This is a genomic window from Acidocella sp. MX-AZ02, assembly GCF_000306035.1.
GTDB lineage: Bacteria > Pseudomonadota > Alphaproteobacteria > Acetobacterales > Acetobacteraceae > Acidocella > Acidocella facilis.
Genome location: NZ_JH976210.1, coordinates 52,453 through 70,361, shown reverse-complemented (window position 1 = coordinate 70,361; position 17,909 = coordinate 52,453). Strand labels below are relative to the sequence as shown.

Sequence of the window (17,909 nt, the reverse complement as noted above, 5' to 3'; positions counted from 1 at the left end):
GCTAGACCCTCAAAAACTTTTGCGACTTCAGAGCCGGGGGTTAGCGGCCGTTGGCCTTGCGCCAAGCTTCGTAGGCGGATTGGTTCTCGTCTTTCGTGCAGGGATAAAGCCCGATGATGCCGGCCCCCGCCTGCACCTGCTCCAGCACGAAATCCTCGAAACTTTCCATACCCATGCACTCATCGGCAATCTCATCGACGATCTCAGCCGGGATCACCATCACCCCATCCTTGTCGCCGACCAGCACATCCCCGGGAAATACCGGCGCGTCGCCGCAGGAGATCGGCACGTTGATGTCGATCGCCTCATGCAGCGTCAGGTTGGTCGGCGCTGAGGGCCTGGCGTAATAGGCCGGCATGTCCAGCTTGCCGATGCCCTCCGCATCGCGGAAGCCGCCATCAGAGACCACCCCCGCCGCACCGCGCAGCGCCAGGCGGGTGATCAGGATGGAGCCCGCCGTCGCCGCCCTGGCATCCTTCCTAGCATCCATCACCAGCACATGGCCGGGCGGGCAGGTCTCGATCGCCACGCGTTGCGGATGCTGCGGGCTGCGGAACACCGTCATCGGGTTGCGGTCCTCCCGCGCCACGATATAGCGCAGCGTGAAGGCGGGGCCAACCATGTTGCCCTCCTTCGGCGCCACCGGCACCACACCCTGGATGAACTGGTTGCGCAGGCCGCGCTTATAAAGCGCGCTGGCGATGGAGGCGGTGGAGACCTTGCGCAATTTCTCGCGCGTGGCGTCTGACAATGTCGGGTTGCTCATCATATCCTCAGAAAATATCCGGCTCGCCGGCGGCGGGGCCGAAATCGGATTGCAGGAAGTCGAAATCGCAGCCTTGGTCGGCCTGGGTCACATGGTTCTGGAACATGTAGCCATAGCCACGGGAATAGCGCGGCGCGGGGGCCACCCAGGCGGCTTTGCGGCGGGCGATCTCGTCCTCATCCACCAGCATATCCAAACGGCGATTGGGCAGATCCAGCTTCACGATGTCGCCGGTCTGCAGCAGCGCCAGCGGCCCGCCGATGAAACTCTCCGGGGCGACATGCAGCACGCAGGCGCCGTAGGAGGTGCCGGACATGCGCGCATCCGAAATCCGCAGCATATCCCTGTGGCCTTGCTTGATCAGCGCTTTCGGGATCGGCAGCATGCCCCATTCCGGAAAGCCCGGCCCGCCTTGCGGCCCGGCATTGCGCAGCACCAGCACATGGTCCGGGGTGATGTCGAGATTCTCATCATCGACCGCCTTCTTCATCTCCGGATAGCTGTCAAACACCAAGGCCGGGCCTTGATGCACGTGATATTTCGGATCGCACGCCGCGGGCTTGATCACCGCCCCATCCGGGCAGAGATTGCCGCGCAGCACCGCCAGCGAGCCTTCCTCATAGACCGGGTTGGAGAGCGGGCGGATCACGTCGTCATTATAAACCTTGGCCCCTTCCAGGTTTTCGCTGAGGCTCTTGCCGGTGACGGTGAGCGCATCGCCATCCAGCCGCGCCTCGATCTGCTTCATCAGCGCGCGCAGGCCGCCCGCGTAGAAGAAATCCTCCATCAGATACTCCTTGCCCGAAGGCCGGATATTGGCGATCAGCGGGGTGACGCGGCCCAGCGCGTCGAGATCATCCAGCGTCATGTTCACCTTGGCGCGCCGCGCCATCGCGATCAGATGCACCACCGCGTTGGTGGAACAGCCAGTCGCCATGGCGACAATCGCGGCGTTGCGGCAGGAGGCTTCGGTGATGATCTTCTCCGGGGTCAGATCCTCCCACACCATCTCGACAATCCGCCGGCCGCAGGCGGCGGACATGCGCTCATGCCCGGAATCCACCGCCGGGATGGAGGAGGCGCCGGGCAGGCACAGCCCCATCGCCTCGGCAATCGCCGTCATCGTGCTGGCGGTGCCCATGGTCATGCACACGCCCGGCGAACGGGCGATGCCGCCCTGGATGCCGCGCCATTCATCGTCCGAGATATTGCCGGCGCGGCGCTCATCCCAGTATTTCCAGGCATCGGAGCCCGAGCCCAGCCGCTTGCCGGCATAATTGCCGCTCAGCATCGGCCCGGCGGGCAGGAAGATCATCGGCACACCGGCCGAGATCGCCCCCATCACCAGCCCCGGCGTGGTCTTGTCGCAACCGCCCATCAGCACCACCCCGTCCAGCGGATGGCAGCGGATCATCTCCTCCGCCTCGATGGCGAGCAGATTGCGATAGAGCATCGAGGTCGGCTTGATGTAGCTCTCATCCACCGAGAGCGAGGGCAACTCCACCGGCAACCCGCCCGCCTGCAGCACGCCGCGCTTCACATCCTGCACCCGCTCGGGGAAATGCGAATGGCAGGTGTTCAGCTCCGACCAGGTATTGAGAATGCCGATCACCGGCTTGTCCTTGAAGTCCGGCTCATCGAAGCCGAGCTGCATCATCCGGGAGCGATGCCCGAAGCTGCGCAGATCATCCGGCGCGAACCAGCGCGCGGAGCGGAGTTGAGCGGGGGTTTTACGGCTCATGGACAAGGGCCTTTACGATAATGCCAAACCAACAGCGCCAAGCCGCGCGGGCCCACGATGCCGAGACACCCGGCATGACATGTTTCCTCCTGGCTCGTTTCACGCCTTGGAACCAAAAATGCACTAATATATTAGCCTGTCAAGCGCCCGACATAACCGGCGGCCATTTCACCCCCTGGAACCGCTTTTTCCGCATTGAGCTTTTATTTGGCGAGCCATTTCAAGGGGTTTTCCCGGCCAGCGCCTGGGCGATCAGCCCCAGCGGGTGGCGCAGTTGTTTGCCTGCGAGTCGCTCCGCCTGGCAGCGGCAGGAAAAACCGCTGGCCGCCATTTCTGCCTCCCCCTCCAGCTTCGCCCGCCAGGAAAGATCGAACAGACGCCGCGAGACACGCTGGTGGCGCTCCTGGTGCCCGAACAGCCCGGCCATACCGCAACAGCCGGTGGACGGCGTCTCCACCTCCAGCCCCAGCGCCTCATAAACCCGCCGCCACAGCGCCCCGGCGGCCGGCACGGCGGTGCTTTCCGTGCAATGGCTGAACAGCCGCATTGGCGCGCTGCCGGCGGCCTGCGGGAATACCCGCCCTGCCTCCAGCTCCCGCACCAGAAACTCCTGCGGCAAGGCCACAGACGGCGGGATGAGCCCGGCCTTCGGGTAATCCTGGCGCAGCTGCATCACCAAAGCCGGGTCCAGCCCGACCAACGGCACCCCCAGCCGCGCCAGCGCCGCGAGCGCCGCGCATAGCCGCGTCGCCATCGCCATGAAGGCGGGCAGTGCCCCGAATGTCTGCGCCACCTTCCCCGCCGGATGCAGCTTGAGCAGCCAGGGGCGATAGCCCAGTGCCTCCAGCCCGGCGATGGCATCGCGCTGCGCGGCGCCGTCGAACAAGGCACTGAACCAGTCCTGCACCAGCACCACCGGGCGCGCGCCCAAAGCCGTGGCATCCTGCGGCAATTTGTCCAGCCGGTAGCGGCGCGGCGGCTTCGGCGCGTAATGCCTTGGCAGATCCAGCATCCCCAGCACCCCGCCGAGCTTCCCCAACACCGGCCAGAGCGGGCGCAGCACCGGCGCGCAGGCGGCCGAGGCGGGGCTCAGCCGCTCGCCCAGCAGCGCCAGCCGGTCGGCCAGCGGGCGGGCGTGGCGGGCGTAATAATCCGCATAGAAGGCGCTGCGCAGCCCCGGCACATCCACCTGCACCGGGCAGGTTGAGGCGCAGGCCTTGCAGCCCAGGCAGCCATCCAGCGTTGCCAGCAGCCCGGCCTCCAAAGCTGGGTCTGCTGGCCCGCTCTGGCGCTGGCGGTGCCAGTCCCGCAGCGCGTCCGCCCGGCCTTTCGGGCTCTGACGCAAATCCGCCGTCGCCTTGTAGGAGGGGCACATCGGCGTGCTCGCCTCATAGCTCAGACATTGCGCATTGCCGTTGCAGCGAAACGCCCCGGCCAGCGCATCGCCCTCCGGCGCGTTGAAGGGCCGGAACGGGGTGGTGAGAATGCCCAGCGCCCCTTCATCCCCGGTGACGAGCTTGCCAGGATTGAACCGCCCTTGCGGGTCGAACGCCGCCTTCACCTGGCGCAGCGCCGCATAAGCCTCCTCGCCGATCCACGCCCGCAGATAGGCACCGCGCACCCCCTTGCCGTGCTCGCCCCAGAACACCCCGCCATATTTACGGGTCAGCGCGAACACCGCATCCGAGACCGCGCCCAGCTTTTGCCGGTCCTCCGCGCTGTCGATATTCAGCGCCGGGCGCACATGCAGGCAGCCGACATCCACATGCCCGTAAATGCCGAATTCCAGCCCATGCCCCTCCAGCACCGCCAGGAATTCATCCAGGAAGGCCGGCAGGTTTTCCGGCGGCACCACGCAATCCTCGACGAAGGCCACCGGCCGCGCCACGCCCTGGATTTTGCCCAGCAGCCCGACGCCGGCGGAACGGATCGCCCAGAGCGCTTTGATCTCCGCCAGCCCCTGCGCCATATGCACCGCCCGCGCGCCCTCCAGCCCCTCCAGACAGGCCAGGCAGGCAGCCAGCCGCGCCTCCAGCGCCGGCCCGTCAGTGCCGTTGAACTCGATGAACACATAGGCCAGGCGCTGCCACGCCCCGGCGCGCAAGGCGGGCGGCAGACGCGCCAAGATCCCGGCCTCGCCGGCCAGGGCCTGAACCCGCTCATCCATCACCTCGATGGCGGTGGGCGCGAACGCCATCAGCGCCCCGGCGGCGGCCAAGGCCTGGCGGAACTGCGCAAAGCCCACCACCAGCAGCCGTTTCTCCGGCTCGATCCGCCGCAGCTTGACCCGGATGCGCGAAATCAGCCCCAGCGTGCCCTCCGCCCCCAGAAACAGCCGCCACCATTCGAACCCGCCCGCCTCCGGGCAGGCGCGCTCCAGGTCATAGCCGGTGAAGCGCCGGTTCAGGCGTGGCGTATGGGCGATGAAGGCCGCCCGCCCGGCCCGCGCCGCCGCCTCTGCCCGCGCCAGCATTCCGGTCGCCCAGTCCGGCGGCGCAGCGAGGCTGGAGAGCAGCCCTTCCGGGCGCGCCAGCTCCAGCCCGATGATATTGTCGCTGGTCTTGCCATAAACCCGCGAGCCCTTGCCCGAGGCATCGGTGCTGACCATGCCGCCGATGGTGCAGCGTGTAGAGGTCGAGGTTTCCGGCGCGAAAAACCAGCCGCTCGGGCGCAGCGCATCGTTCAACGCATCCAGCACCACGCCCGGTTCCACATCCGCCCAGCCTTCCTGCGCATCCACCGCCAGCACCCGGTTCATATGCCGCCTGGTATCGACGATGACGCCCCGGTTCAGGCTCTGCCCATTGGTGCCGGTGCCGCCGCCGCGCGCCGTCACCCCCAGGCTGTGAAACGCTGGCTGGTCCAGCACCGAAGCCAGCCGCGCCATGTCCGCGGCATCGCGCGGGGCGACGATGACATCCGGCATGATCTGATAAACGGAATTATCGGTGGACATCGCCACGCGCAGCGCAGCCTCGGTCTCGACCTCGCCGCCAAACCCGGCCTGGCGCAGGGCAGAGGCGAAGCGCGTCACCTGATCCATCTCCACACCCATGCCGTCCATACCCACCTCCCGTTTACAAGTCCCTTGAAACATGAACGGCGTGTTCGTAAAAATAGAAAAATATGAAGCTAAATTCAAATAATATGAACATAAGCCTGCGGCATCTGCGGGCGCTGCACGTAATCTGGGCGCAGGGCAGCTTCACCCGTGCCGCCGCGGCGCTGGGCATTGTGCCCTCCGCCCTCACCGAGACCATCCGCCAGTTGGAAGCGGAAGCCGGCGCGCCGTTGTTCGACCGCACCACCCGCCCGCCTGCCCCCACCTTGCTCGGCCTCGCCTTCCTGCGCGAAACCGCGCCGCTGCTGGCCGGGCTCGATGATGCGGTGGAGAAACTGTGCGATCAGGCCCGGCTGCGAACCGGGCAGTTGGCCATCGGCGCCGCGCCCTCGGCCATCTCGCGCCGGGTCGCCCCGGCGCTGGCGCGGTTTCGCCAGCTCAATCCCGGCATCGCCTGCCAGCTGCATGACGATGTCGCCGAGGCGTTGGCGGATATGGTCTCTGATGGGCGGCTGGATCTGGCGATTGCCGGGCGGGCCAGATCATCGCCGGATCTGCGGCAGACGAAAATCGAGCGCGACCGCTTCGGGCTGGTCTGTGCCGCCGCGCATAAGCTGGCCGGGCGCGCGCAAGTACGGCTACAGGAGATCGACCCGGCCAGCCTGATCTCGCTCTCCGCCGCAACCGGCACCCAGCAATTGCTGCTGCATTGTCCGCAGCTGCCCGAAGCCTACCGGCAGACGACGCTGCTGGCCCATTCCACCATCGCCCAGCTCTGCATGATCCGCGCCGGGGTTGGGGTTTCGCTGATGCCCCAGAATGCCGCGTCCTTGTTCGAGGATCGCTCGATCCGCTTCGTGCCGATCGAGGATCTGGAGCTGTGGCGCACGCTCTATCTGCTGGAACCGGCCTTGCGCCTACCTTCGCCGGCCGCCGCCCAGTTCGCCGCCCTGCTCCTGCAGGATAGCGGCGCCGCGGACCGGCAAGCCCCTCACCCGTAACCGCGGCGGCGCATGGCCAAATCCCGTCAGGCCTGGCCGTGCTCGTCGCGCAGCGCCACCCCGGAGCGCCGGGCGGTGAGAGCGCTGACAATCCCCAGCGCGATCAAATTGACGATCAACGCGACGATGCCGACATTCAGATCCCGAACCATTTCCGGCAAGGCGGGGAAGAGCGTGCCCATCGTCTGATGCGCGAGGGAGAGATAGACCACGGTGGCGACACCGGCGGCGATGCCGGCAAAGGCGCCCCATTTTGTCACCGGGCTGTTCGGCAGCAGGCTGCTGACCAGTGCGGGAAACAGCTGGGTGACGAAGCTATAGCCCATCAGCAGCAACGCCACGATGGTGGAATTCCCGGCGATGGCGAAGAAGGCGCCGATCAGCGCGATCACCGGCACCAGGATTTTCGCCAGCAGCACCGTGGTCTCGTCGCTGATCTGCGGCCAGAGCGGCGCCACCACGTTACGCGCGCAAAGTGTCGCCGCGCTCATGATGATCAGCGAGCCCGGCACCAAAGCCGTCAACACCCCGGCGGCACCGACAATACCAACCACCGCCGGCGGAAAGCTGGCGACGACGATTTTCAGCAGCGCCGAATTCGTCGCCCCGCCTTTCAGCCCCGGCACCTGCAGAAACGCCGTGAACCCGACAAAGATGATGAACAGCATCACCAGCTGGTAGAGCGGCAGCACGATCGCGTTCTTGCGGAACACGTCGGCATTGCGCGCGGTGTAGCAGGCCCCCATGGCTTGCGGCCACATGAAGAAGCCAAGTGCTGTCAGCAACACCGTGGAGACGAACCAGGAGACGCTCTGCCCGCTGGCGGCAAAGGCCAGGAAGCCCGGCCGCGCCTTGTCCACCGCCTCGAACATATGCGTGATGCTGCCGTAATAATGGATCGGCAGGTAGAAGCCGAGAAAGGCGGCGACCGAGAGGATCATCACATCCTTCACCACCGCCGTCCAGGCGGTGCCGCGTACGCCGGAGGTGATCACATACAGCACCACCACCACCGCGCCGATCAGCACGGAGGCGGTCTTGTGAATGGAACCGTAACTCGCCGCCTCGACAATCACGCCGAGACCGACGAATTGCAGCACCAGATAGGGAATCAGCGCCACGATGCCGACCAGGGCGACGAAAATGCCCAGCGGCTTGCTCTTATATTTATGCGCGAAGAAATCCGGCTGCGAGACCAGATTATGCTCGCGCGCATAGGTCCAGACCGGCGGCAGGATGAAATACGAGATCACGTAGGCCAGCGTGCCGTAGGCGACGATGTAGTAGCAGGGCGCGCCGAACCCGTAGGCATAGCCGGCGGCGCCGAGGAAGGTGAAGGTGGTGTAGATCTCACCGGCCAGCAGCAGGAAGACGAACAAGGTGCCAAGCCCGCGCCCGGCTACCGTCCATTGCTGCAGCCCCATCTCATGGCCGCTGCGCGCGGAAACACCAAGCCCCAGCGCCACCAGGGCGGCCAGGGCCAGCAACAGCAGAGCGATGCTCATCGGCCAGCCCCCTCTTTGCGCGATTGCAGATGATGGATCAGCGCCATGATGGCGGAGGTGAGAAACACCCAGAGCACGATCCAGCCGAGGCTGAAGGGCATTCCCAAGATATAGGGTGTGACATTGTTATGGACGATCGGCCCAATTAACATGCCAATAAATGGAATAACAGCAAGCAGCCCGGGATGTTTCATCATCTCGCCCCGTTGAAAATTTTATTGATGACGCGGGCCGTGTTGCCAAGCGCTCCCCGCTGAGTGGCTCACACCATCAGCCTTCCTCGGCAAATTTAGTCTGCGGCGATTAGGGATGGGATGCAAGCCTTATTTCAACGGGATAAAGGCAATTGCTGGGGCCGAATCACAGCAGCCCCGCGCGCGGCGGCGGGGAAAGCAACCCTGCCGACGCCGCGATCCGACCAGAGAGAGCCCGGCAAAGATCGGCTGATTGGAGGTACTGCCCGAAATTGCCCGTCCCGCGCTTGCCCCGCGCGGGAGTGAACCGCGCCAGCTTTGCCGGAGGCGCCACCGCTTGAGAGATTTGAGTGGGCTAGCTTCCCAGATATAGCCGGGGCGGCGGTTCAGCATTAAGGCACGCACAGAATATCGCCGCGCCCCACAGCGCCAAGGAGACAAACACGGCCCAATGGCCCGTCCGGACTTCGTCGTTGGAGGCAAGCTGTGGCGAAAGATATCGCCTGTTGAACCAGATTGCGTTCGCAATACCAAGGGCAATGAATAGCAGCTTCGGCGTCAGCCAGTCATGGCTGCCAACCGCAACAGGATCGTAAAAGAACAATGTGAAGCCGGTTAGCAAGGCAAGTCCGAATGCCGCGTATACAACCGGCAACACCAAACGCAGCAATGGGCGAACTGGCAGGTCAGGCGCAAAACCCAGCAAACGCAGATCTAATATGCATAAGGCGCCAAAAAACACGCAAACCGCCGCCACATGCAGGGCCCGAATCAAGAACTGCCACGGCTGAAGCGCCACCGTGATATCGCGATTATACAACGCCACCAGCCAGTTGGCCGGAAACCGATAAGGATCGAGCGCGTTCGCAACCTCAACACCAAAAGTCATACTGCATTATCCCAGGATAATATTTGCTCTAGCCACTTGATAACGAGAATCGTTTTCAATAAGTAGCTCTTACAGCAATCGATAATTATTTGCAATTGATGGAGTGCGGCTCTCATGGCAAGCAAAGCCATTTATTTCAGGTGTCTGGCCGTTGGGGTTGTAGCATCGCTGTTGCCCGTGGCCGGCATGGCAGCACCGCTCAGCTTGGTGCTGGAGGCTCATCACTTCACGCCGGACCATATCGTCGTGCCGGCGGGCAGCCGGTTTAAACTGCTGGTGACCAGCCACGATACCACGCCGGATGAATTCGAAAGCCCGGATTTGCGGGTCGAGAAAATTCTCCTGCCTGGCCAAACCATCTCTGTGATGGCTGGGCCATTGAGCCCCGGGCGGTACAAATTCTACGATGATTACCACCCTGAAGCCGCGCACGGCATTGTGGAAGCCAAATAGATGCTGGCCAGCTTCATCATTGTGTTTCGTGAGGTCTTGGAAGCGGGGCTCATCGTTGGCATCGTCATGGCCGCGACAGCAGGGGTGCCGCGCCGGGGGCGCTATCTTTGGGGCGGATTGTTCGCCGGTCTGGCCGGAGCAGGATTGCTCGCAGCCCTACTGGGCGAGCTTACCCAGATGTTCGCCGGCAATGGACAGGACGTATTCGACGCGGCGATTCTGATTTTTGCCGTGCTGATGCTGGCCTGGCATGCGGCCTGGATGGCCCGGCACGGCCGGGAAATGGCCACGCAGATGCGCGACATGGGGGCTGAGGTGCTGGCTGGACAGCGCACCATGAAGGCCATGGCCGTGGTCATCGCCATCGCGATTTTGCGGGAAGGCTCGGAGGTGGCGCTCTTTCTGTACGGCATTGCCACGGCGGCGAACCTCAGTGCCGCGTCGCTCATCAGCGGCGGCATTCTGGGCGTTCTGGCGGGCGGGGCGGTGTCCTGGACGCTTTACCGGGGGCTGCTGGCCATCCCGTTGCGGCATCTGTTCGGTGTCACCTCCACGCTGATTTCCCTGCTCGCCGCGGGGATGGCGGGGCAGGCCGCCGCCCTCTTGGCCAATGACGATTATATTCCGGCGTTGGGCTATCAGCTGTGGAACAGTTCCCGGCTGCTCTCCACAGGCTCCATTGCCGGCAAGGCTGCCCAGGCCCTTCTTGGGTATTCAGACAGACCGATGGGGATACAGCTGCTGGCCTGGATTGTTACGCTTTGCGTGCTGCTCTGGCTGTCTCACCGGCCTTCAAAATCAAAACATTCTTCTGCAGGAAATTTGAATCATGCGTAAGCTTATCCCACTCGTCTCGCTGTTCAGTCTCGTCGCCATGGCTGCCCACGCCAAGGAATATTATATCGGCGGTCCTGACCACCAGGACGATATGGAAATCGTTTCATCCTATCTGCTCGGCGTGAAGATGGACCCGATGCCACCCGACATGCCGATGGGGCCGGATACGATTCATCTGGAAGTGGATCTGCACGCCACCGCGAATAATCGCTGGGGTTACGCTGATCAAGCTTGGATCCCCTACGTCAAGATAAGCTACACGCTCACAAAGGAGGGAACGAATTGGAGCCATAAGGGTGTGCTTCTGCCGATGTCCGCCGATGACGGGCCGCATTATGCGGATAGCCTGGCAATGGACGGCCCGGGAACATATCACGTTCTCTACAGCTTCGAGCCGCCCTCGGTGAACGGATATTACCGCCATACAGACGCCGCGACCGGTATTCCGCCCTGGTGGAAACCCTTCACGGAAAGCTTCAACTTTACCTATCCGGCCAAAGGCTGATCAGACCCAACGCCCCGCTTCGCCGGGGCGTTTTGGTATCGGTCCGACACCGGGGAGACGTTGGTCATTCCTTCGCGAATCAGTTCCGACGTCTCCCTACCCCACACTTTCAGAAAAAATTCAGGCGTGAAGCTCTTCGGCCCATAAGCCGTGGCCTTGAGGCGGTCAGTTGCCCAGAATATCGCGCTTTTTCTGCAGATATTCTTCGCGCTTGATTTCGTCGCGCGCGTAACGCTCATCGAGCGCGTGCAGGCCTGGCCCCCCGGCGCCGGTGGAGCGCATTTGCTGATGCGGTGCATGCGCCATCCAGGTGAGTGCCCGGAAGATGAACAATAGAAGTGCCGCGATCAGAACAGCGGCAAAGATCATCATGAGCCATCCGCCGCCGCCCCAACCGCCATAGCCCATCATCGGCACACCACCGCCCCATCTGCCCATCATCCAAGGCCCTGGCCCGTAGCCGTTACAGCCTTGCCCTTGGAAGGCGACATTGGCGTCGGCCGCCATATTCGCGGCTGGAGAATCAGCCCACGCGATGGGCGCGGTGATGGCGAATGCCAAGACTGTGGCGCTCGCTTTCCGAAAGAAACCAGACATGTTTGGGTCCCATCTTTTGAAGGATTCAGGGCGTGAGTTCTATATCGCGCGACTAAAAGCCGCGCATTGATCTTGCTCAATGCGCGGCCCAATCGCCGTCGTGAGAATATCAAGCTCTTTGCTTCATGCTTGCCGCTTCGGCTTGCGCCCGGTGAGATACAGCGCCGGCAGCAGGTTGGTGCAGAGCAGCGCGCTCCAGAGAATGCCGCCGCCGATGACCACCGCCAGCCCCTGCTCAGGCGCGGCGCCTGTGCCGAAGCCCAAAGCGGTGGGCAGCATGCCGAGGATCGCAACGGCCGTGGTGAGGAAGATGGGGCGGAACCGCACCTTCAGCGCCTCGTCAATGGCCTCTTCCGGGCTCATTCCCGCCGCCTCGTTGCGCTGGGCGCGGTCCAGCAGCACGACGCCGTGATTCAGACTCACCCCCGCCAAGGCCAAAAAGCCGATCAACCCGATGCCGTTCAGCCCCAGCCCGCTCACCGCCAGGGCCAGCCCGCCGCCGGTCATCGCCAGTGGAATTTGCGCCAGCAGCAGCAACGGTACGCGCCGGCCAGAGAAGCGCAGAAACAGCACCCAGGCCAAAGCTGCGATGGCGGCGATGGCGGCTATGCCCAATCCCAGAGCGGCGCGCTCCAGCATCGGGTACAGCCCACCGAAAACGATCCGCTCGCCCGGCGGCAGCTTCAGCCCGGCCAAGGCGCGCCGCGCCTGGGCGATGGCGATATTGGGCGCTGTGGTGGGGGTGGCGAGAATTTCCAGCGCCCGTGCGCCATCAATATGCATGAACTGGTTGGGGCTGGTGGTGAGCGAGATATCCGCCAGCGCGCCCAGGGGCGTGGCGCTGTCTGGCCCCACCGGCAATGCCGCGAGCCCTTGCTGGGAGAGCAGGCGCGGATCTGGCAGGCGCAGATAAAGCGGCAGCGGCGCGGCGCCATCCGGCAGTTCCGCCACCACTTGTCCCGCCATCAGGGCGGAGACCGTATCGCTCAGCGTCGAGGGCGTCATCCCGGCCGCGGCGAGCGCCGCCGGGCGTGGCGTAATGCGCAACTGCGTTTCGGGATAGCCCTGGTCGTTGAACAGATCGCTCAACCCCGGCACGCGGCCAAGGCGCTGGGCGATGGCCTGGGCGGTAGCGGACATCTGGGAGAGATCATCGCCGTATAAATCCAGCGCAAAGGGCTGCGGCAGGCCGTTCAGGCTTTCGCCCAGCCGTTCGATGGTGGGCGTGTCAATGCCGGTTTGCAGCGAGGGATATTGCGTTTCCGCCTGCACGCGGTTGGCGATGGCATCCAGGCTGGCGCCACCCGCACCTGGCTTGAGCCGGATGGTGATCTCCCCGGCATAGGCAGGTTCGGTATAGGTGGAGCCCGCCGCCGAGCCGATGCGTGCCAGCACGTGCTCAACCGCCTTGTCTTTCGCCAGCCGGGCGGAGAGACGGCGCATCACCGCGTCCGAATCCGCAAGCGAGGTGCCGGGGGCGAGGGTAAAGGATTCCAGCAGTACACCCTCATTCGGCAAGGGCAGCACATTTACCGAGACCAGGCTCATCGCGCCGAGGCTCGCCAGCAGCAGCGCCACGCAGGCCAGCACGGCGCGTTTGGGGTAGGCCAAGGCGAGGCGGAACAGGCGGCGGTTCCAGCCCATCAGCCGGGTGAGCAGCGCATTGGCCGCGCGAGGTGAACGGACGGTGTGGCGCGGCAGCACCCCCAACCCCAGCGGAATCAGCGTCAGCGACACCAGCAGCGAGGCGCCGAGCGCGAAAAATCATGGCCAGCGAGAAGGGCACACTGAACAGCCCCGCCAGCCCGCCGGTAAAGAGCAGCGGCACGAACACCAGCGCGGTGGTAAGCGTGCCGATCATGTCAGGCGCCATGATCTCCCTTAAGCCGCGCCAGATGCCAGGCCAGGTTGCGTCGCCCGCTTCCCAGCGGTGGAAAATGCTCTCCAGCACGATGATGGAATCATCCGCCACCAGCCCGAGCGCCACGATGATGGCGCCGAAGGTGAGCAGGTTGAGGCTCTGTCCGGTGGCGTACAGCCCGGCGATGCCCAGCAGCAGCGATGTCGGCAGAGACAAGGCCAGCAACCAAGCCCCGCTGCCTGCCCCCAGCACCGCGAGCAGCCCGGCAATAGCCAGCACGCCGCCAATGAGCAGATTGCGGCGCAAATCATCGCTCGTGGCCCGCACCAGATGGCCCTGGTCGTAAATCCGCAGCACGGAAACGCCGTCCGGCAGAGTCACGGATTTGATCGCCCGCGCGAGGGCTCGCGCCACCGGTAAGGTGGAGGCGCCCTGCTGCTTGAACACAACAAGCGCAATCGCGGGGGTTCCATCCAGCAATTCGCGCTGATGCACCGGTTCCGTGCTGTGCAGGACGCGCGCCAGCGCGCCCAGCGGAATCGGGCCGTGCGGCCCCATCACCGGCGTCTGCGCCAGCTTTGCCGCGCTCGGCGCATTGCCGAAAGTGATGAGGGAGTCGACATGGCCAAGGCTGAGCGTGCCGCCCGGCACCAGCATGGTTTGCCCAGCCAGCGCCTGTTGCAAGGCCTGCACGGAGACCCCGGCCTGTTCCATGGCGGTGAGGTTGGGTTGTACCCAAAGCGCCTCGCCCCCCAACCCGGCGGAGGTGACAAGCTGCACCCCCGGCACCGCGCGCAAGGCCGGGACCAATTGCATCGCCACCGCGCGGGCCGCCCGCGCCTGTGATATGCCGGGGGCAATGCGAACCGCATAATCCGCCACCTCATTGATGGCATTGCCCATGATCTGCGTGAACGGCTGCACGCCCGGCGGCAGGCTGGTCTGGGCCCGCTCGATGGCGCCGTTCACCGCCTGCAAATCCGCCTGGGCGTTGGTGGTGGCGGCAAAACGCAGATCGGTTTCCACCAGCCCATCGCTGATGGTGCTGCGGACATTCGAGACACCGGGTAAGCCGAGCAACACGCCTTCCAGCGGGGTGGCAACCATCGCCTCCATATCCGTGGCGGTGGTGCCGGGCAGATGCACCGTCACGCTGATCTCAGGATAGTTGAAGGCGGGCAGCACCTCTTCGGGGATATTGAACAGGGCGAGCAGCCCGTAGCCGAGCAAGGCGGCATAGATCATCAACCACAGAGCCGGGCGGCCCAGCAGGCGGCGTAAAGCGGCGGGCATGGCGTTAATCCGGCGGCTGGTAAAGGCCAGCGATGCCGCGATGATACAGCAAGGCGGCATCCTGGACGATGACCTGATCCCCGGCCTTGAGGCCGGAGAGAATAGGCGTTTCAGGGCCTTGCGTTGTGCCCGGCACGACCGGGGCGGCGTGGTCGCCCTGGGCGCCATGTAACATCACCCACCAGCGCCCGTTATCCAGCACCAGCGCTTCGCTGGGGACCAGCAGGACAGGGCGCAGCCGCAAGGAAGGACTGACCGCGCCGGATTCGCCGGGCTGAAGGCCATGGCCCGCGAAAGCAAGGACCAGCCCGCCATCGGACTGCGTGGCTTGCACCCCGCGCAGCGTGATCGGCATAGCCGGCGCGCCATCGGCGGGAGTGAACCGGGCCGCCATACCGGGGGCAAGCGTTTCCGCTTGCGCGCCATACAGCACCGCCTTCACCCATGCGCCGGCGGCGGGTTGTATCACGGCCACCTCCTGCCCCGGCACCAGGGCGGCGCCTGGCCCAACCGCGAGGCTTTGCACCTGCCCGGCCACCGGGCTTTGCAGGCGGGATGCGGCGCGCAGCGCCAGGAGGCTGGCCCGCGCTGAAACCGCCGCCGCGCGTGCCTGCACCACCGCGACTCTCGTCGCGAGATGGTCCGCGAACTTACCCTGTTCGGCCGCCAGGGCGGCATTGGCGGCGTTGCTGGCCCCTTGCGCTGTGGCGAGTGCCGCGGCGAGCTGCGCCCCGCCAAGCTGGCCTATGGGCTGGCCTGGATGCACGCTTTCGCCCGGCACCACGGCGAGGCTGGTGAGCACGCCGGCTTGCAGGGCGGTAATGGGGACCGGCGCGCCCGGTTGCACGCTGGCGAAACCGGAAAGAACCGGGGCGAATTGGCTGGTCCGTACTGTCACCCAGCCCCCAGGTGCCTGGGCGGTAAGCGCCAGCAGCGTCAGGACAAGGCCGAGCGGCGCGGATCGTAAGCGTCGAATCATCAGGCCTTGATAAACGCGCCCTCTGGACGAAACGGCGCCATTTCGATGATAATTTTATCATTTTCACGCCTCCATGGACGGAAACTGCAGGCTCACGCGTGTTCCATGCCCAGGCACGCTCTCGATCGTCACCCGCCCGCCATGCAGCTCCATGATCGAACGCACGATAGACAGCCCCAGCCCTGAACCTTGCGTTGCCTTGTGGCCCCGCGCCGGGTCGGTCTGGTAGAAGCGGTCGAACAGCCGGGGCAAATGTTCTGGCGCGATACCCGGCCCCTGGTCGGAAACAGAGATGTCCACGCCGCTGGCCGGGCTGCCCGAAATGGCCAGCACGATCTCCGAGCCCGGCGGCGCATGGCGCACGGCATTGGCCAACACATTGCCCAACGCCTGGCGGAGCAGCAGCGTATCCGCGTAGAACGTGGCCGCACCTGCGATGCGCAGGCGCAAATCCTTGGGGCGAGACTGAGCCTCATAGTGCGCCGCCACCCAGGCGCAGATTTCACTGGCCTCGCAACGCTCAAGGCGCAGCGCGTGTCTGGGGTTCTCCACCCGGGCCAGAAACAGCAAATTCTCGATCAGCCCGGTGAGGCGCTGCGCGTCCTCGATCGCGGAGGCAATGGCGGCGCGATATTCCGCCTCGTCACGGGGGCGGATGAGGCAGACCTCCAGACTCCCGGTGAGATTGGAAAGCGGGGTGCGCAGCTCATGCGCGATATCCGCCGAGAAACGGGAGAGACGCTCGAAACTGGATTCGAGATTATCCAGCATCTGGTTGAACACCTGCACCAGCCCGGTCAGCTCGCGCGGCCAGGGCGGGTCCTGCGGAATGCGCCGGGACAGCTGGGCGGGGGTAATGCTCTGCGCCACCTTGGCGATGCGCGTCAGCGGCGCCAGGGCATGGGTGGCGGCCAGCCGTCCGGCTCCCAGCAAAAGCGGCACCATCAGCAGGAAGAACACGGCCAGCGCGCGGTGAAAATCCGTCAGCAGCGCTTCATCCCGAGTGATGTCCAGCCCGATTTGAAGGCTGACATTCTGTGGCCCTTGCAGGGGCAGGCTGGTCAGCAGCCAGGAGCTGTTGCCGGTTTGGTCGCGGATGAGGGTCAGAGCCTGCACGCCACGCACGGCGGGAAATAAGCGCGCGGGCAGCGTGGTGGCCATGCCTGGCGTAGCACCTGCCAGCTTGCCCGCCACCAGCACCCTGGCCTCATAGGAACGCAGGCGCGCGCCGTCGGTTTCCTTCAAGACCTCATTGATGAGCAGGTCCGGCTCGCCGCCGCCATCATTCAGATCATCCTGAAACTCCGCCGCCTTGGCCTGGAGAAAATCCCGATGCGCGACAGTGAAATTCGCCTCCAGCTTCCAGTTTGCCAGCAACGCGAACAGCCCCACCGCGAGGAGCGCCCCCAGCGTGTAGAGCAATGCGAGCCGCCCGCTGATGGAGGTGGGGGGAAGGATGCGGCGCATCATGTATCCAGCACATAGCCGGTGCCGCGAATTGTGTGCAGCAAGGCCGTATCAAAAGGCGTGTCCAGCTTGGCGCGCAGGCGGCGGACCAGCGCGTCCACCGCGTTGGCTTGCTGGTCGTGGAACAAGCCCCAGATCGCCTCGGCGATGAGCGTGCGCGAGAGCACCCGCCCCTGGTTGCGCGCCAGCAACAGCAGCAGCGCATATTCCTTGGAGGTCAGCTGCAGCCCCACGCCGGCACGGCTGACACGGTGGCGCAACGTGTCGATCTCCAGATTCCCCACGGTCATTAGGCTGGAGCCGGGTGCCGCCTTGGGCAGACGCGCCAGATTACGCAGCCGGGCCAGCAATTCCGCGAAGGCAAAGGGTTTGATGAGATAGTCGTTGGCGCCGAGATCAAAGCCGCGCACCCGGTCCTCCACATGATCGCGCGCCGTCAGGAACAGCACCGGCGTGGCCCGCCCGGCGGCACGCAGACATTTGAGCACCTCCCAGCCATCGAGGCCGGGCATCATCACATCCAGGATGATCGCGTCAAATTCGCCGGCCAGCGCCAGGGCAAGCGCGTCCGCGCCATTGCTGACGGCGTCCACAACATGACCATCCTCACGCAACCCCTTGGTGAGGTAGTTGATCGTCTTCTGCTCATCCTCGGCTAATAGCAGCTGCATGGCCCGTTCCGTGAAAACATGGTGTCGTAAGCATACCAGCCCGCGCGCCCGTAGGAAGCAGGCGTGAACAAACCCCTATTTCAGCTAGC

15 protein-coding genes and 1 pseudogene are annotated in these 17,909 nt (G+C 64.7%); 4 read left to right on the top strand and 12 right to left on the bottom strand.

All coding sequences use genetic code 11. The features are described 5' to 3' along the window. Positions 1-40: 40 nt before the first annotated feature. From MXAZACID_RS15055 to MXAZACID_RS15045, 3 genes are all read right to left on the bottom strand, one after another. Positions 41-766 (bottom strand): ribonuclease activity regulator RraA, encoded by a 726-nt coding sequence (locus MXAZACID_RS15055; protein WP_008495341.1) that lies wholly within the window; start codon positions 764-766, stop codon positions 41-43. Between the two features lie 7 nt (positions 767-773). Further along, the gene (gene araD / locus MXAZACID_RS15050; protein ID WP_008495340.1) at positions 774-2,507 is read right to left on the bottom strand and encodes an L-arabinonate dehydratase; all 1,734 of its coding nucleotides are present in this window, start codon (positions 2,505-2,507) and stop codon (positions 774-776) included. A 220-nt stretch (positions 2,508-2,727) separates the two neighbouring features. Continuing rightward, positions 2,728-5,571 carry an FAD-binding and (Fe-S)-binding domain-containing protein gene (locus MXAZACID_RS15045; RefSeq protein ID WP_008495339.1) on the bottom strand — a complete coding sequence of 948 codons (2,844 nt, stop codon included), beginning with the start codon at positions 5,569-5,571 and terminating at the stop codon, positions 2,728-2,730. Between the two features lie 83 nt (positions 5,572-5,654). On the opposite strand from MXAZACID_RS15045, the gene MXAZACID_RS15040 reads away from it, so the two are divergent. Next, positions 5,655-6,569 (top strand): LysR family transcriptional regulator, encoded by a 915-nt coding sequence (locus MXAZACID_RS15040; protein ID WP_205619827.1) that lies wholly within the window; start codon positions 5,655-5,657, stop codon positions 6,567-6,569. Between the two features lie 26 nt (positions 6,570-6,595). Here the strand turns inward: MXAZACID_RS15040 and MXAZACID_RS15035 are convergent, their stop codons facing one another. The 3 genes from MXAZACID_RS15035 to MXAZACID_RS17995 all read right to left on the bottom strand — a co-directional run bounded on the left by MXAZACID_RS15035 (position 6,596) and on the right by MXAZACID_RS17995 (position 9,157). Further along, positions 6,596-8,074 (bottom strand): sodium:solute symporter, encoded by a 1,479-nt coding sequence (locus MXAZACID_RS15035; protein ID WP_008495337.1) that lies wholly within the window; start codon positions 8,072-8,074, stop codon positions 6,596-6,598. After that, positions 8,071-8,271 (bottom strand): DUF3311 domain-containing protein, encoded by a 201-nt coding sequence (locus tag MXAZACID_RS15030; protein WP_240376697.1) that lies wholly within the window; start codon positions 8,269-8,271, stop codon positions 8,071-8,073. The genes MXAZACID_RS15035 and MXAZACID_RS15030 overlap by 4 nt, the downstream gene beginning before the upstream one ends. A gap of 352 nt (positions 8,272-8,623) precedes the next feature. Next, entirely contained in the window at positions 8,624-9,157 is a 534-nt protein-coding gene (locus MXAZACID_RS17995) for a hypothetical protein (protein ID WP_008495335.1), read from the bottom strand. A 114-nt stretch (positions 9,158-9,271) separates the two neighbouring features. Here MXAZACID_RS17995 and MXAZACID_RS15020 point away from each other — a divergent pair, with 114 nt between their 5' ends. Genes MXAZACID_RS15020 through MXAZACID_RS15010 form a run of 3 tightly spaced genes read left to right on the top strand, consistent with a single transcriptional unit; the run spans position 9,272 to position 10,952 of the window. Further along, entirely contained in the window at positions 9,272-9,610 is a 339-nt protein-coding gene (locus MXAZACID_RS15020) for a cupredoxin domain-containing protein (RefSeq protein ID WP_008495334.1), read from the top strand. Continuing rightward, positions 9,611-10,447: an FTR1 family protein gene (locus MXAZACID_RS15015; RefSeq protein WP_008495333.1), complete on the top strand. Its 837-nt coding sequence runs from the start codon at positions 9,611-9,613 to the stop codon at positions 10,445-10,447. After that, positions 10,440-10,952: an iron transporter gene (locus MXAZACID_RS15010; protein ID WP_008495332.1), complete on the top strand. Its 513-nt coding sequence runs from the start codon at positions 10,440-10,442 to the stop codon at positions 10,950-10,952. Before MXAZACID_RS15015 ends, MXAZACID_RS15010 begins: the two co-directional genes overlap by 8 nt. A gap of 165 nt (positions 10,953-11,117) precedes the next feature. On the opposite strand, the gene MXAZACID_RS15005 is transcribed toward MXAZACID_RS15010, so the two are convergent. The 6 genes and pseudogenes from MXAZACID_RS15005 to MXAZACID_RS14985 form a co-directional block, all read right to left on the bottom strand. Further along, positions 11,118-11,549 (bottom strand): SHOCT domain-containing protein, encoded by a 432-nt coding sequence (locus MXAZACID_RS15005; RefSeq protein WP_144052828.1) that lies wholly within the window; start codon positions 11,547-11,549, stop codon positions 11,118-11,120. 123 nt (positions 11,550-11,672) lie between these two features. Further along, positions 11,673-13,253 (bottom strand): efflux RND transporter permease subunit, encoded by a 1,581-nt coding sequence (locus tag MXAZACID_RS20345; protein ID WP_256378789.1) that lies wholly within the window; start codon positions 13,251-13,253, stop codon positions 11,673-11,675. Between the two features lie 70 nt (positions 13,254-13,323). Beyond that, positions 13,324-14,703: pseudogene (locus tag MXAZACID_RS20340) on the bottom strand (efflux RND transporter permease subunit); the annotation flags it as partial. A 4-nt stretch (positions 14,704-14,707) separates the two neighbouring features. Next, a complete protein-coding gene (locus MXAZACID_RS14995) occupies positions 14,708-15,682 on the bottom strand; it encodes an HlyD family efflux transporter periplasmic adaptor subunit (protein ID WP_008495327.1) in 975 nt (324 codons plus the stop codon). Positions 15,683-15,745: 63 nt separating this feature from the next. Next, on the bottom strand, positions 15,746-17,149 hold the full coding sequence (locus MXAZACID_RS14990) for a heavy metal sensor histidine kinase (protein ID WP_168118449.1): 1,404 nt from the start codon (positions 17,147-17,149) through the stop codon (positions 15,746-15,748). Further along, positions 17,149-17,820: a heavy metal response regulator transcription factor gene (locus tag MXAZACID_RS14985; RefSeq protein ID WP_008495325.1), complete on the bottom strand. Its 672-nt coding sequence runs from the start codon at positions 17,818-17,820 to the stop codon at positions 17,149-17,151. Before MXAZACID_RS14985 ends, MXAZACID_RS14990 begins: the two co-directional genes overlap by 1 nt. Positions 17,821-17,909 lie beyond the last annotated feature (89 nt).